Origin of the sequence: Anabaena sp. 90 (assembly GCF_000312705.1) — a bacterium.
Taxonomy (GTDB): Bacteria; Cyanobacteriota; Cyanobacteriia; order Cyanobacteriales; family Nostocaceae; genus Dolichospermum; species Dolichospermum lemmermannii.
The window spans coordinates 3,170,965-3,186,302 of the sequence record NC_019427.1; the positions used below are offsets into that span (position 1 = coordinate 3,170,965).

10 protein-coding genes and 1 riboswitch are annotated in these 15,338 nt (G+C 39.0%); of the genes, 2 read left to right on the forward strand and 8 right to left on the reverse strand.

Annotation, left to right across the window (positions count from 1 at the left end; translation table 11 throughout):
- Positions 1-171 precede the first annotated feature (171 nt).
- The 8 genes from ANA_RS13800 to ANA_RS13835 all read right to left on the reverse strand — a co-directional run bounded on the left by ANA_RS13800 (position 172) and on the right by ANA_RS13835 (position 12,162).
- Positions 172-2,031 (reverse strand): N-acetylmuramoyl-L-alanine amidase, encoded by a 1,860-nt coding sequence (locus tag ANA_RS13800; RefSeq protein ID WP_015080671.1) that lies wholly within the window; start codon positions 2,029-2,031, stop codon positions 172-174.
- Between the two features lie 422 nt (positions 2,032-2,453).
- Positions 2,454-3,866: a cation:proton antiporter gene (locus ANA_RS13805; protein ID WP_015080672.1), complete on the reverse strand. Its 1,413-nt coding sequence runs from the start codon at positions 3,864-3,866 to the stop codon at positions 2,454-2,456.
- 401 nt (positions 3,867-4,267) lie between these two features.
- Entirely contained in the window at positions 4,268-4,768 is a 501-nt protein-coding gene (locus ANA_RS13810) for a hypothetical protein (RefSeq protein WP_015080673.1), read from the reverse strand.
- Positions 4,769-4,770: 2 nt separating this feature from the next.
- Complete coding sequence (locus ANA_RS13815; RefSeq protein WP_015080674.1) at positions 4,771-4,968, reverse strand: hypothetical protein; 198 nt, start codon at positions 4,966-4,968, stop codon at positions 4,771-4,773.
- Between the two features lie 143 nt (positions 4,969-5,111).
- A complete protein-coding gene (pruA, locus tag ANA_RS13820) occupies positions 5,112-8,096 on the reverse strand; it encodes an L-glutamate gamma-semialdehyde dehydrogenase (RefSeq protein WP_015080675.1) in 2,985 nt (994 codons plus the stop codon).
- A 541-nt stretch (positions 8,097-8,637) separates the two neighbouring features.
- On the reverse strand, positions 8,638-9,870 hold the full coding sequence (locus ANA_RS13825) for a tetratricopeptide repeat-containing S1 family peptidase (RefSeq protein WP_015080676.1): 1,233 nt from the start codon (positions 9,868-9,870) through the stop codon (positions 8,638-8,640).
- Between the two features lie 134 nt (positions 9,871-10,004).
- Complete coding sequence (gene chrA / locus ANA_RS13830; RefSeq protein WP_015080677.1) at positions 10,005-11,192, reverse strand: chromate efflux transporter; 1,188 nt, start codon at positions 11,190-11,192, stop codon at positions 10,005-10,007.
- Positions 11,185-12,162 carry a glycerophosphodiester phosphodiesterase gene (locus tag ANA_RS13835; protein ID WP_015080678.1) on the reverse strand — a complete coding sequence of 326 codons (978 nt, stop codon included), beginning with the start codon at positions 12,160-12,162 and terminating at the stop codon, positions 11,185-11,187. Before ANA_RS13835 ends, chrA begins: the two co-directional genes overlap by 8 nt.
- Before the next feature lie 62 nt (positions 12,163-12,224).
- Here ANA_RS13835 and ligA point away from each other — a divergent pair, with 62 nt between their 5' ends.
- Together ligA and ANA_RS13845 are read left to right on the forward strand one after the other, a co-directional pair.
- The gene (gene ligA, locus ANA_RS13840; RefSeq protein WP_015080679.1) at positions 12,225-14,270 is read left to right on the forward strand and encodes an NAD-dependent DNA ligase LigA; all 2,046 of its coding nucleotides are present in this window, start codon (positions 12,225-12,227) and stop codon (positions 14,268-14,270) included.
- Between the two features lie 101 nt (positions 14,271-14,371).
- A complete protein-coding gene (locus ANA_RS13845) occupies positions 14,372-14,920 on the forward strand; it encodes a fasciclin domain-containing protein (protein WP_015080680.1) in 549 nt (182 codons plus the stop codon).
- 259 nt (positions 14,921-15,179) lie between these two features.
- A riboswitch (cobalamin riboswitch) is annotated at positions 15,180-15,320 on the forward strand.
- Positions 15,321-15,338 lie beyond the last annotated feature (18 nt).

Genomic DNA, 15,338 nt, shown 5'->3' on the forward strand with positions numbered 1-15,338 from the left:
CACCGCTGCCAATTTAACTTTGTGCAAGTAAAAGATTTTGGTGTTGGTAGTAAGACACGGCTAATGGCGTAGAATCGTAGCATATAATTGGTTTACTGTTGCCATTTGGTCAGCAAATTTATTTTTCTATGGTTGGTGATGAATCAGATAACAGGTGATAAAAGTTACTTTTTATCTGGATTTTAAATACTGAAGTATGCCTTGGGCGATCGCATCGGCCATTTGATTTTGATAAGCTGAAGTTCTCAGTTTGGCAGCATCGTCTCTACCGGTCAAGAAACCGGTTTCTACCAAAATTGAGGGCATAGAAGTTTTGCGAAGCACATAAAATCTAGCTTTCCGCACGTTTCTGTCTCTGACATTGAGACTTTGCAGAATTTTACTATGGACAATCTGAGCTAGTCTTAAACCACTATCATAATGATAAGTCTCTAAACCACTAACTTCTGGACGATTTGCACCTGCTGAATTAGCGTGGATACTGACAAATACATCAGCATTAGCCCGTTGTGCCATGGTCACCCGTCCCGGTAAAGTCACAAAGTAGTCAGAGTCTCTGGTCATAATTACTTGGATACCATTTCGTTCTAAAATTTCGGCAATCCTTTTCCCAATTGGTAAAATAACATCCTTTTCCAGCACTCCACCGATACCAATTGCCCCTGAGTCTTTACCACCATGTCCGGGGTCAATTATCACTACTATTTTGCCTTTACGAAGGGAGCGCCTTGGGGTAATTTGTGGTTGTCTGGGTTTAAGGTCAGGTAGTTGTTGTTTGGGTGGTAATAGGGGAGGTAAATTCATGGGTGGTCTAATCTGACGATATTGTTGCAGTTTTAGAGCCAGGAATTTGTCTCCTGCTTGATTGAGTACACCTAGTGTAACACCTGATGCAGGTTGAATCAAGATAACTACAGTATTTGGCGGTTGCGGTTGCAGACGAAGTTTGATAATAGGACTATTAGCATCAAAAGTAGGGCCTTTGACTTCATTGGCTAATTTAGCATTAGGAATGGTGATCCGGAACAAACCAGAACTTTTATCCCAACCTGTAGTAGCGGATATAACTTGGTCGGCTTTAATTAATAATTGTGTGCCATTGTCCGCAAGTTCTATAGATTCAATTGTCGCAATTGAGTCGTTATTGTTTCTGGTGGGGGGAAAATTATCAGTTTCAGGGGCATTAACCATTCCCCTGGTGGGAAGGATGATTAAACCGCTGCTACTAGCGGTTACTCGCCAATCAGGGCTATTTGTGGCGATTTTTAAGGTCATGCGGACAGATGTTGGGGTTGTTTGCAATTGAGTCAATCCAATGCTGTCCACACCGTGTTTATTAACGGCTAAATTTCCTTGTGTTAAATTTGCTGATAAAGTTGCATCAAGAATGTCAATAAATACCGTAGTTTGATCTCGACTTCTGATGATTCTAGTTTGAGGATTACCGCCATTTGTCCGCATAAAAAACCCATCACCAGTAATTTGGAAACTCTCAATTTGAGTTGTTCCCCTCCTGCTGTTAGCAGTTTTAGCAATGGGTGAAAATTCAGGTTTTGCCTGGGAATCTATGCCGACTAAATTGTAATTATTATTATTATTATTATTGTTAGTGTTATTATTGGTGGCAGATGAGTTGGAATCAGATTCTAATTTTGGTAGTTGTACTGTCCAGCGATTAGCACTTTTACCCACAAATTTCACTTGTTTTGGATCTAGGGTATAACCAGGACTTAATTCTAAAACTATCCTGGTTGTTTGTTCATCAAATTGACCAATGCGAATTTCCCGAATTCCTCCACCTATTTGTTGAGTTAACTGGGAACGTCCGAATTTCACACCCGGTAAATCAATTACTAACCGAGTGGGGGTAAAAACTAATTGTGCTTCTGGTTTTACAGCACTATTTGTATTAATTTCTAAGAGATTTTGACTTCGATCAAATCGCCAAGATTCCAATTTTGCGGCTAAAGTCGGCGACGATAGCATGAGTACAGTACCAAAGGTAGCAGGTAGTAACCATTGTAGTTTCACGGCTTTTTCTCCTTAGCTAAATTAAATAATTAATAATGATATGGACACATACAAAAAACACCCACCACTGTCAATTACTGACATAGATTGGCGGGTTATCCTCCATAATTACTAAAAACATCTTTAAGCTGTAAAAACTGTCCTGAAAAAAAATAGGAATACAAAACATTATCAAGGCTACTAAAATGGGGGGAAAGGAAAGTTTTATAAAACCAAAAGAAAACCAAAAAGTAAATTTAATTAAAGGTAGAAATAATAACCATTTTTAAAATTAGATGGTTTCCAGATTCCAGGAGACGGAGATTGGATGAGAGAAGTTTCTTCCAACCTCCTGATATAGTAAAGGTAAAAACTACAGCAGAGAAAATTTTCAACTATCTTCTGTGATATCTACAGCAGAATTTGAGGTGAAATTCAAATTACTAATCATCTTTTGTAGTTACGAGAGATTGTGGTATTTCTACTGCTAATGTTTTGCCAGAGTTGCTATCTAAATTTGCTGAGGTGTTTGATTCTGGAAATACAAATCTCAACAGGGGAGGAGCGATGAATGTGGTAATAATAACCATCATAATAATTGCTGCTCCTAATGGTTTTGAGAGGACACCACTAGCTGCACCGACACCAGCAAATACTAAGCCAACTTCACCTCTGGGAATCATCCCCACACCAATGGCCAAGCGGTTAATGCCGGGTTGACCAAATACTGTTAAGCCTGTCACTACTTTACCAATGATGGCGACTGTGATCAGGAAAGTTGCCATGATTAAGGCTTCCTGATTGGTAGGAATGGCTGGGTTTAAGACTCCCAAATCGGTTTTTGCCCCGACTGTGACGAAGAAAACTGGAACTAGCATATCAGCAATGGGGATAACTTGCTTTTGGAGTTCTTTGCGTTTGTCGGTTTCTTCGAGAACTAACCCGGCGGCAAAAGCCCCAAGAATGGCTTCTAAATGGATGACTGAGGCGAGGTAAGCCATGATTATGGCAAAAATGAAGGCAGGGATGACTAATTCACCTCTGGTTTTGAGTTGATCTGCGATCGCTACAAATGATTTATTAAAGACATTACCAAAAACTATCGCCCCAATGAGAAAAGCACTGGCACTAATAATCAGATAAATGACGTTACCCACATCAACTACACCATCTTTGGCTAAACTGGCAACTACCGCGAGAACGATAATTCCCAAAACATCATCAATAACGGCTGCACCGAGAATAATTTGCCCTTCTTTAGAATTCAAGCGTCCTAATTCGGAAAGAACTTTGGAGGTGATACCAATACTGGTTGCTGTCAAAGCTGCACCTGCAAAAATCGCGGGAATGGCACTAATCCCAAATATGGTCATTAATCCCACTGTACCTGCTGCAAAGGGGACTATTACCCCGACTGTAGCCACTAGGAAGGCTTGAACACCAACAGCCATAAGGTCTTTGAGGTTGGATTCTAAGCCAATTTCAAACAGGAGGATAATTACACCCAATTCTGATAAAACTGAAACCACCTCAGACTGCGCTGCAAATACCTGTGGTGTGGCTTCTGGGGTTAATCCAGCGGTGAGTTGCAAGAAGGTCATGATTAAGGAATTAGAAGCGTCTGTACCACCTTCTGGGAAGACTAACAAATGGAGTACGGAAACACCGATAATTACACCACCGAGAAGTTCACCTAAAACTGCTGGTAAGCCGATTTTGTTGCATAATTCTCCACCAACTTTGCTGGCAAAGTAAATTACGACTAAGCTTAAGAGGACAGCGGCTAATACCATGGAACTGTCTGCGGTGGCTGTGGCTGTGGCCAATAAGGGAATGGTTGCACTGATAAGCTGCATTGGTTATCTGAATAACAATTTCTTTATTTTTACTCTTTTTTTGACGGGAATTTATTCAGGTATATATACACCGCTAATAACAGCTATAAGTTGTGATATACAATTAGATCGGCGGTTATAAATCGCGTCTAAATGGACAAAATACGCGCTTACATTATGCTGAGAATTTAAGCAATACTATAGATTTGGAGTCTTTGAATCTAGTAGAAAAGCGTTAATTCATTTTGATTGTAATTACGCTGATAAAAGCTTACCAGAGTGTCCCAAAAATAGATAATTAGTTTCAGATCCCTGACTTATTGAAGAAGTCGGGGATATATTAAAATGGATAGTCAGAATCAGGATATCCAGGATTTAAGGATTGACAGGATGTTGATATTGTCAGAATTAGGATGTCTAGACTAATAACGTTCATGAATTGATTTACATTCCCAAAACATTCCCGGACCAACGGTTAAAATTTGCTCATTTGGCATCATTAATTCCCAATAAGCAAGCCCAGAATCATCTTCTAAATCTGGTTTTAAAACCAGTTGGTAATTACCTTCAAAGGATAAAGTTAGTTTAAAATTATCACTATCAATTACAAAATCAGTTAGTTTTTTATTTTCCAATAGACGTAACCTTGTTTTTGTAGGATACATAGGATTTTTGAAATATGAACTAAAGAACATTGGATGTACTTTTCTTAAATCAAAATTTGTTGCCCTAGTGCTAAGTTGCCAAGTTCCTTTGCGTAAATCTCTTAATTTAGGATGATCGTAGGCAGTCATTTCACCAAAATCTAACAGTAATTCATCCCCATAACTGAATGTAACCTGATTGCAAGTTTCTCCTATAATTTTTTGAGTAATTTGATTTAGACTTGGTTGAGAATTAGCAATTTCTATATTAGTATTCATAATCAAAAATCCTCTAAAAATTCTTTAGCTTTTTGTCTAAGTTCCTGATATGTAAAATCACCTCTATCATTTGAAGTTCCACCATAACCATTTCTTTTTTCTTGCTCCAGAAATCTACCAAAAGCTTTTCTTTCTTCCCATAACATATCAAATTCTTTCGCAATTGTATCAATTTGTCTAATATCATCTTTTTTACCCATAAATATAGAGAAACCCTGATTTTATATTCTAACATCAAAATATCATAATTTGTCAGAATCAGGATTTCCAGGATTTAAGGATTGACAGGATTTAAAGATCCCCGATTTCTTGAAGAAGTCGGGGATCTGGTGATATCATCTAATTATTCAGCACCCTCAATTGGGGCAAAACCTTGACGTTGGATGTTTTCTGTGATATGGCGTGGTTCTAAGAATTGCAGCAAATAATCTGGTCCTCCTGCTTTTGAACCGACTCCAGAAAGCTTAAACCCACCAAAAGGTTGACGAGATACTATTGCACCAGTTATATTCCGGTTAATGTATAAATTCCCTACTTCAAATGACTCTTGCGCTTGTTCAATGTGGGAAGGGGTGCGGGAATAAAGACCACCTGTTAAAGCGTAATTTGTGTTATTGGCAACATCTATTGCTTCTTGAAAATCTTTAACTCGAATTACCGCTAAGACAGGTCCAAATATTTCCTGTTGGGCTATGACTCCATTTGCGGGTACTTCCGAAAAAATCACCGGACCGATAAAATAACCTTGACTGGGTGCGGGTAATTCTAAAGCGACTTTTGCTTCTTGTTTACCTTTTTGAATATACTCCAAAATGCGATCGCGCGAAATAGCATCAATTACCGGACCAACTTGGGTACTGGGTAACTCCGTCTCCCCAATATTCAAGGATTTTGTGGCTTCTACCAACCTTTCCACAAACGCATCATAAATGGGTTCAAGCACAATCACCCGTGAACAAGCAGAACACTTTTGACCACTATAACCAAAAGCAGATTGGACAACGCCGACAACAGCCTGGTCTAAATCAGCACTTTCATCAACAATGATCCCATTTTTGCCTCCCATTTCCGCAATTACTTTTTTGAGGTGCTTTTGACCAGGTTTGAGAATTGCGGCTTCTGCGTAAATTCTACAACCTACTTCTTGAGAACCAGTAAAAGCAATGACATGAGTATCCGGATGATTTACCAAATAAGCGCCGACTTGAGAACCCTTACCAGGAACGTATTGAAAAACACCTTTAGGGATTCCCGCTTCCATTAAGATTTCCGTCAACTTCGCAGTAATAACAGAAGAAGTTTCCGCAGGTTTGAGTAAAGTACAATTTCCCGAAACCAAAGCAGCGACAGTCATACCGCAAGCAATAGCCAAAGGAAAATTCCAGGGAGAAATCACAATAGCGATTCCTTTGGGTTGGTAAATATAACGATTGGTTTCCCCAACCACATCATAAATTACACCCTTATCCAACCGTTCCATTTCCTCAGCATAATAAAGACAAAAATCAATAGCTTCCGAAACTTCCCCGTCAGCTTCCTTAACAGGTTTCCCCACCTCCAAAACTATCCAAGCGGAAAGTTCGGCGCGTCTTTGTTCCATTAACGTCCCAGCTTGACGCAAAATATCAGCACGTTGTTTGACTGGAGTTTTCTTCCAAGCAGGAAAAGCAGCTTTAGCAAATTTCATTGCTTCCTCAGCTTGTTCAATGCTAAGTAAACCCACCTTACCAACAACTTGACTAAAATTAGAAGGATTAAGAGAATCAACAAAAGTAGTTGTATTCACATATTCCCCATTCAGCAAAGGTAAATAAGTCTTACCCAACTGCTGACGGACATTTTCAAAAGCCAAACTCGACCTATTCCTTCTCTCCTCCTCCGCAAAATCCGTATCCGCAACACCAACAAAACCTTCCTTCTCTTCTTTGCTCCTTTGCGCCTTTGCGCGAAACATATCTATAATTGGAGGTGCTAACAACTCCTCAACGGGACGATTTTCTAAATTTTGGCGTAAAAACGAACTATTCGCCGTATTTTCCAACAACCGCCGAATTAAATAAGCCATTCCCGGTAACAAATCACCGTAGGGACAATAAACCCGTACGCGATAACCCTTATCTACCAAAGCTTTAGCTATTTTATCACCCATGCCGTACAGAACTTGCATTTCAAAGCGACGACGGGGAACATTGAGACTTTCCGCTATGGCTATGGCGCGAGATTGCGATCGCACATTATGACTTCCTATGGCAGAATAGACATACTCATGATTTTCGAGTAATAGTTGCGTAATCGTCTCAAAATTGGCATCGGTGGCAACTTTATCATTATAAACTGGTTGTGGCCAATGCTTTTGAGCAGCTTTAATAGTTTCCTGATCCCAATATGCACCTTTAACCAAGCGAATACTGAGAGGATAACCGCGTTGTTTTAACCAAGCAATGATATCTCTAGCGTCTTGTTCACTATCACGCAGATATGCTTGGATTGTCATCCCAATATCTGTGCGTTGACGAAATTCCTCTTCCAGTAACAGTTTTTTGAGAATGGTAAAAGTAATATCCTTGTAGGCATATTGTTCCATATCAAAATGGACTGCTGCACTCAGTTCTTGAGCGCGACGGAGTAAAGTCCGAATATGATTGCTGACTCTTGCTTCACTACCTTGAGCATCCAAAGGATCAAATTGGGAATAAAACGCCGTTAATTTGACAGAAACCTGAACTTTCGGGATATTTTCGCCGTCAGCTTCATCAATAGCGGGAATTTTCGCCCAATTTTTTGATGCTTCTACCAATTGCTGCATCAATTCCAGGTATCTTTCTAAATAAGATTGCGCCTCTACTTCCGTAATTACCGCTTCACCGAGTAAATCAATGGTGAAAGCCATTTTCTCTTTTCGCAGTCTCTCAACGGTTTTGATGACTTGCTTAATATTTTCGCCGGAAATATACTTGTGTGCTAAAGTTTCTACAGCAGTTCCCACGGTTGTCGCTGCTACCTGTGCGGGCATAGAATCGGGGTTAGCAAAATTTAAGATTGCTTTTAAAGCTGCGGGTAGTTCTACCGATTCATCTCCCAAATATTCTTGCATATGGGAGGCGATTTCTGATTTACTATGTATTGCGGGCAAAGTATCAATGAACCGAAATAATTGTACTCTTAAACCCGGATTACTCATAGCCCAATCGAGTAGTTTATCATCCCAGCGCATTTGGTCGCGTAAAGCTGATAAAAATGAGCGATTTTCCTGACTAGCAGCTAAAACTTGTTTAGCAATTTCTTGGGTTTTCGCTTCGTATCCGCTGTTTTCTACTGAAAATACCATAAGTTTGTTAGTTTCCAAACAATATTTTTTTGAAGTAATGTTGAATGATTGTCCAAAAATGGATTACGGTGTTATTTCTAACTTAGTTAACGCCATTTTGTAACCTTTCCTAGTAGTTTTGAATGTGGTTGTATTGAATATCTGGCAAAACCGGGCTTTAGTATCTTTGGTTATAAGTATATTCCGATTCAACGGTTGCACAATTGCCCGTATGACGTAAAGAAGCAAGCGATACTTGCGGTGGGTATAGCCATCGCAATGGGGAAATTCTAGCAGATAAAGCCAAAAAAAACCCGTAGTATCGGTGAAATTTAGTTATTAAGGGTGAGAGGACAAATGGTAAATTTTTTATACAAGGAATTTCGGACAGGTCTAATACTGCATTCATCAACTTTTACGCATTCACTTTTTTACCGAAAAGCCTGACTGCAAGGACTCTAGGCTACAAAATATTAAATTTAGCTACGTAACAGCTTAGTACAGCTTAGTAGTTGAAAATCTGAGAACCCGATTGTGAGCCTGTGGTTAGGGAATCCACCTATCAAAAATACCGCTGAAAAATCCTCAATAATTCTGAAACTTTTTGATACAACTTCTTATTTCCTTGCTGTGCAGATAGGTTTGCTGCTGTTTTCAGGTCAGCTATAGCTCCCTGTTTATCTCCCAATTCGTATCGGGCAATCCCTCGGCCTGCGTAGGCCCTGGCATCGTCGGGGTTAATTTTGATAACTTCATTGAAATCACGTATTGCTGCACGCCTATCTCCCAATTTATACCGAGCAATGCCTCTGACTGCGTAGGCTTTGGCATCGTCAGGATTAATCTTGATAGCCTCATTAAAATCAGCTATTGCAGCCTGCGTGTCTCCTAGAGCATAGTAACTAGAACCACGATTGCGATATAATAAGGCTTCGGCATAGTTAGGATTAAGGCGAATTACTTCATTATAAGCTGCTATTGCCCCACTATAGTCTCTTTTATGCAACTTATAGTCTGCTTGAACCAAATAATCATCCGCTTGTGGTGTCCCAGCATTCGGCACGTCAGGCAGACTAATTCCCAAATTTACACCAACTCCTGCGGACAATTTAATAAAAGTGTTAATGGGTATACTATAATTTCTACCTGCTCCTCTCACAGTCTCAAAAGAGGGATTTTCACCTTTACCAAAAATCCCTATCACTTCACCTTGTTCATTCAAAACTGCCCCACCACTCATCCCCGGCCGTGCAGAACTTTTATGAAATAAAGTATAGCCATCCTCTACAATTGTCTGAGTAGCATTAGCAATAACTTGTCCGTCGCGGCAATCATAAACGGGAGGTACTCTCACCCCTCCTCTCTTACCCGGAAAACCAGCTAGATAAATATTAGTCAGTCTTTTGACTGTATCAGAATTACCGATTTTAGCGACTGGATAATTTTGATTGCTGGTAAATTGTAAAACCGCTGAATCTATGTTATTAGTCGGCTGTTTGACGGTCTGATAATTGACTCGATAATGTTGACCATCAGGAGTAACTATTTGATATTGAGAATTAGGGTCTTTAACAACATGATAGGCAGTGAGAACCGTGTAAGTATTGCCGTTACGCTGAATAATTATACCAGAACCAGAACCGTTTTTTGCGCCACTAATTAATACTAATACGGTGATTTTTTTGGCAATGGCATCTACTTGATTATTACTACATATTGCTGTTACTGCTTGCGGCTGAAGTAGGGCTATTGATACCCCCATCAATACGGATGGTAGTCCATAATACCATTTCATCGTGAAATTTCCTGCTAACTTGTTGACGTTGTATAAAAGTTGTGAGTGCAAATGTGGGTTATATTCAGCATTTTACACAAAATGGCGGCATTTTTGACCCATCGTGGCAACAATCTTTGTAGTGAACAATATAACTACATAATCATATAGTTATACCCAAGATAACCGATAATGCTACCTCCCAAAATCAAGTAAGCGGTATTAATATGGTAACGAATAACTAAAATTGTGGCAATAACAGCAATTGCTAAACCTAACAAATCTATGGAATTAGCTTTGGGTAATATTAAAGTAGCTATTCCTAATTGAATTGTAGTTAATACCATTAAGGCTACAGCACTCACATTGACAGCATCTAAAAAAGGTCTTGTCCAAGATGAATTACGAATAGGATTCATGAAAGGATTTAAAGCAGCAACAAGTAAAAATGAGGGGAGAAAAATTCCCAAAGTTGCCACAATTGCCCCCGGAAATCCAGCAATTATATAACCAATAAATGTCGCAGTAGAAAGTACAGGACCAGGAGTAAATTGCCCAATAGCAATAGCATCTAATAATTGTTGTTGTGTTAACCAACCGAATTCTTCTACTAATCCTCCTTGTAAAAATGCTATTAATAAATAACCACCACCAAACAGCACACTACCAACTTTGAGAAAAAATAAACCCAATTGCCACAAAGGTACAGATACATGATTATTTATAGCTGTATTCACAGTTGCAGTAGTTTGCAAAACTGTACTTGTAGTTAAACCAATTATCATTAAATTAATTTGATTACCACTGCGTAACCAAATCATTCCTAATATTCCTCCTAGCAATAAAGCCATAACTTCGTTAACTTTAGCAAACCAAGTGATTAAGCCAACTGCTATAGCAATGATGAGTAATTTTCGGGTTTTTACCGCTTTTTTTCCTAAACCCCAAATAGCATTCATAATAATTGCTAAAACGACAGGTTTAATTCCATAAAGTAAAGGTAAAACTTGGGGTAAAGTCCCATAATTTACATATAAATAAGCAAATAAACCTGTAATTAAAACCGCAGGGAAAATAAAACAAACTCCCGCAACAATTAAGCCTAACCACCCTGCATAAATGTATCCTATATGAATAGCCATTTCTGTGGAATTGGGTCCAGGAATTAAGTTAGTTACCCCTAATAAGTCTAAAAAATGTTCTTGTGTCAACCATTGACGACGTTTAACTACTTCATCTTCTATCATAGCAATATGGGCAACTGGTCCACCAAAACCAATAATGCCTAATTTGAGAAAAAGTTTAGCAACTTGAGTTAAGCGATTGAATGATAAATTATTCATTGAGTTTGACAGTTAAAGCTATATTTGGATAATCACTAAATACACCATCTATACCTAAACTAAAAAATATTTCATATTCTTTTTGAGGATTTCCTTGCAAGTCTAAAGGCAAGAAAAAATCCTCATTTCTAAAAGTCCAAGCGTGAACTTGTAAATTAGCTGCATGAGCATCTATAATTAAAGATGTCGGTGATAATAATTTACCATGAATATCTCTAGGAATCAATAAGTTTTTATGTACACCTATTGCTTGGGCATATTCCGCAATTTCTTTCAAACTTTTTTGACTTAATAAATCTGCATAAGTCCGAGGATCATTCTCAATCACAAAATTGTATGGTTTACCAATATTATTAATTAATTGCACTAAAGGCAAATCAGTTTTCTGAGATAATTCTTTGAGGTTACTAACTTCAAAAGATTGAATAAATATCGGTAAATTAATTTCCTGCAAATTCAATAATAAAGTGGCTTCTAATGGTAAACCAACAGATTGAAAATAACTGGGATGTTTGGTTTCTGGATAAATGCCAATATGGCGGCCAATTGTTTGACTTTTATGCTTTGCTAAATCAATGATTTCTTGAAAAGTGGGAATAGTAAATATGCCGTTATAAGCTGTATTTTGGGGACGGATTTGGGGAATGCGTTCTTTCGCTCTTAATGTTTTGATTTCTGTTATGGTAAGGTCTTCTGTAAACCAACCAGTTTTAATTTGATCATCAATAATTTTCGTAGTTTTTAAATGAGCAAATTCTGGATGATTAGCAATATCGGTAGTTTCTGATATTTCATTTTCATGACGGGCAATCAAAATACCATCTTTAGTTATCACTAAATCAGGTTCAATATAATCAGCACCTAAATCAATTGCTAACTCATAACTTGCTAAAGTATGTTCAGGACGGTAGCCACTTGCGCCGCGATGAGCGATAATGATAGGGGGTTGATATGTAAAAGTTTGAGTCATGATTGCTTACTACTTTCCTTATAATTAAAGTCCCACTGTTATTATTTTTTGCTATGAAACTCATGATGTCAACTCAACCTGAAACCAAACGTATAGAAGAACTACGATGTTTGCTACAAAAAGCAGGCTACGCTTATTATGTTTTAGATGCGCCAATTATGGAAGATACGGTTTATGATCGGCTGTATCGAGAGTTGCAAGAATTAGAAACTAACAATCCCGAATTAATTACTGCTGATAGTCCGACTCAGCGCGTCGGTGAAAGACCTGCTGCCCATTTTACCTCAGTCCGTCATAATATCCCCCTGTACAGCCTGGAAAATGCGTTTAATATTGAAGAATTGCAAAATTGGGATCAACGGTGGCGGCGACACTCACCAACTCAGTATAATGACGGAGAAATAGAATATGTATCTGAGTTGAAAATTGATGGTGCTGCTTTAGCATTAACTTACGAAAATGGAGTTTTAGTCAGGGGGACAACGAGAGGAGATGGGGTAATGGGTGAAGAGATTACCCAAAATGTGAGAACTATTCGCTCAATTCCCCTGCGTTTGAATTTTGACGGTTTAGAAAATATTGCTAAAGTGGAAGTACGGGGAGAAGTGTTTCTACCTTTACAGGTGTTTAAAGAAATTAATCAGAAAAGACAAAAAGCCGGTGAACAAATATTTGCTAACCCGCGCAATGCTGTAGCAGGTACGCTCAGACAATTAGATTCTCGCATTGTCGCACAACGACAGTTAGATTTCTTTGCTTATACTTTGCATATTACCGGGTTGGATGATTCCAGTATTGCCAATACCCAATGGGAAGCTTTGGAATTATTGCAAAGACTTGGTTTTCGAGTTGATACCAACCATAAACTCTGCCATTCTATTGCTGAAGTTGTTGAATATTACCAATATTGGGATACAGAACGGCTGAATTCTCCCTATATGACAGATGGTGTTGTCGTCAAATTAAATACTTTTAGACTGCAAGAACAATTGGGGTTTACACAGAAGTTTCCCCGCTGGGCTATAGCCTTAAAATATCCCGCCGAAGAAGCCCCCACCCGTGTAGAAAAAATCACTGTTAACGTTGGCAGAACCGGGGCATTAACTCCCTTAGCGGAAATGTTGCCCGTACAATTAGCGGGGACAACAGTTTCCCGTGCTACCTTACATAATAGCGATCGCATTGAACAATTAGACATCCGTATTGGCGACACCGTGATTGTTCGCAAAGCCGGGGAAATCATTCCCGAAGTAGTCCGGGTAATCAAAGAACTACGTCCCGTTAATACCCAACCTTTCATTATGCCTTCCCATTGTCCAGCCTGTGGACAGCTAGTAGTCAGGGAAACTGGAGAAGCAGTTACTAGATGTATAAATGCTTCCTGTCCCGCCATTCTCAAGGGTGAAATTGAACATTGGGTCAGTCGTGACGCGTTAGATATTAAAGGTGTCGGGGAAAAGCTAGTGTATCAACTTGTAGATAAAAGCTTAGTCCATTCCGTGGCTGATTTATATGACTTGCAAATAGAAGACTTGTGTGCATTAGAACGCATGGGAAAAAAATCGGCGGAAAAATTGATCAATGCGATCGCCCAATCAAAAACGCAACCCTGGGCTAGAGTATTATATGGTTTAGGCATCCGTCACGTTGGCAGCGTCAACGCCCAATTATTAACAGAGAAGTTTACCACCGTCGAAGACTTAACAGCCGCCAGACAATCGGATATTGCAGGTGTTTATGGTATCGGTGCAGAAATCGCCCAATCAGTCTATCAATGGTTTCGTACTCCAGCCAATCAAACCTTAATATCCCGTATCCAGGCTATTGGTTTAGAATTAGCAAACAGCACAGCAGCCCAGTCTGTGGGCGAAATTAATCAAAAATTTGCTGGTAAAACCTTTGTTGTTACTGGCACATTACCAACTTTAAAACGCGATGAAGCCAAAGCTTTAATTCAAAAATCAGGCGGTAAAATTACTGATTCAATTAGCAGAAAAACAGACTTTTTAGTTGTAGGTGCAGATGCCGGTTCTAAGTTAGAGAAAGCGCGGAAGTTGGAAATTAGCCAATTGACTGAGGCGCAATTATTGGCAATGCTGACAGAATAGTTATCAACAGACATAAATTGTTAAATTCTGTTACAGTTTCTATTGTGAAGATAAATTAACAAGAATTTTCACATCTTAAACACTTTTAACCGTGAAAAACAATGAATTCCCTATTTACCAAAACAGTTAGTATTGCCATTGCAGCCACAACTCTTTTCGTCAGTGTTCCCGCTTTCGCTGGAACTAAGCCTGTGGCAAAACCTGCTACACCCCATACCAGTACAAAGACTGTTGGGACAATTGTAGAAGTAGCCAGTGGTAACAGTTCTTTTACAACCTTAGTAGCAGCTATCAAAGCTGCTGGTTTAGTCGAAACATTATCAGCTAAAGGACCATTCACCGTATTTGCACCTACAGATGCCGCATTCAAAGCTTTACCAAAAGGAACTTTAGAAAAACTGTTGAAGCCAGAAAACAAAGCCACCTTAGTCAAGATTTTGACCTATCATGTAGTTCCTGGGGAAATTACTGCTAAAAGCATCAAGGCTGGTGATGTCAAAACAGTTGAAGGTGCTTCAGTAAAGATTCAAGTTAAGAAAGGTCGAGTCACTATAGGTAATGCTAAAGTTACCAAAGCAGATGTCAAAGCTAGTAACGGCGTAATTCATGTAATTGACAAAGTGCTGCTTCCCCCTGACGTGAAGTTGTAGAATTTTTTTTCAAGCCAATAATTTGTGGGATGATTTGCAGAATAGTCTTGAGTTCTGGGGTGAGTAAATCAAACTCCAGAACCCATTGTTTTTACCGACGTGGTAAATTTCCAAAACGGTATTCAGTCTGTTGAGTTTCAACTTAGGTGTAACACAACTTTTAATGATTTGTAAGTAGTTGGGTAAATTGACACTAGATTTATTTTGCCACCTTGCAGATTAACAACGTGATATTGTGATTTATTTCTTATTTTTATGTGATATAGTTACCAAAATCGGTTCTGATGGGGAACAGCCATTGGACGTGAGGGGGAAAGTCTGGTGCAAATCCGGCGCTGTCCCGCAACTGTGAGCCATAATATGGTGAGTCAGGATGCCCGCCGATAAAAAAGAAAAGACGTTTATATAAATCTGCGAG

Coding starts and splice junctions, on each gene's coding strand:
- ANA_RS13815 (WP_015080674.1), bottom strand. CDS start 4,968: ATGGGTAAAAAAGATGATATTAGACAAATTGATACAATTGCGAAAGAA.
- ANA_RS13810 (WP_015080673.1), bottom strand. CDS start 4,768: ATGAATACTAATATAGAAATTGCTAATTCTCAACCAAGTCTAAATCAA.
- chrA (WP_015080677.1), bottom strand. CDS start 11,192: ATGAATAATTTATCATTCAATCGCTTAACTCAAGTTGCTAAACTTTTT.
- ANA_RS13845 (WP_015080680.1), top strand. CDS start 14,372: ATGAATTCCCTATTTACCAAAACAGTTAGTATTGCCATTGCAGCCACA.
- pruA (WP_015080675.1), bottom strand. CDS start 8,096: ATGGTATTTTCAGTAGAAAACAGCGGATACGAAGCGAAAACCCAAGAA.
- ANA_RS13805 (WP_015080672.1), bottom strand. CDS start 3,866: ATGCAGCTTATCAGTGCAACCATTCCCTTATTGGCCACAGCCACAGCC.
- ANA_RS13835 (WP_015080678.1), bottom strand. CDS start 12,162: ATGACTCAAACTTTTACATATCAACCCCCTATCATTATCGCTCATCGC.
- ANA_RS13825 (WP_015080676.1), bottom strand. CDS start 9,870: ATGAAATGGTATTATGGACTACCATCCGTATTGATGGGGGTATCAATA.
- ligA (WP_015080679.1), top strand. CDS start 12,225: ATGATGTCAACTCAACCTGAAACCAAACGTATAGAAGAACTACGATGT.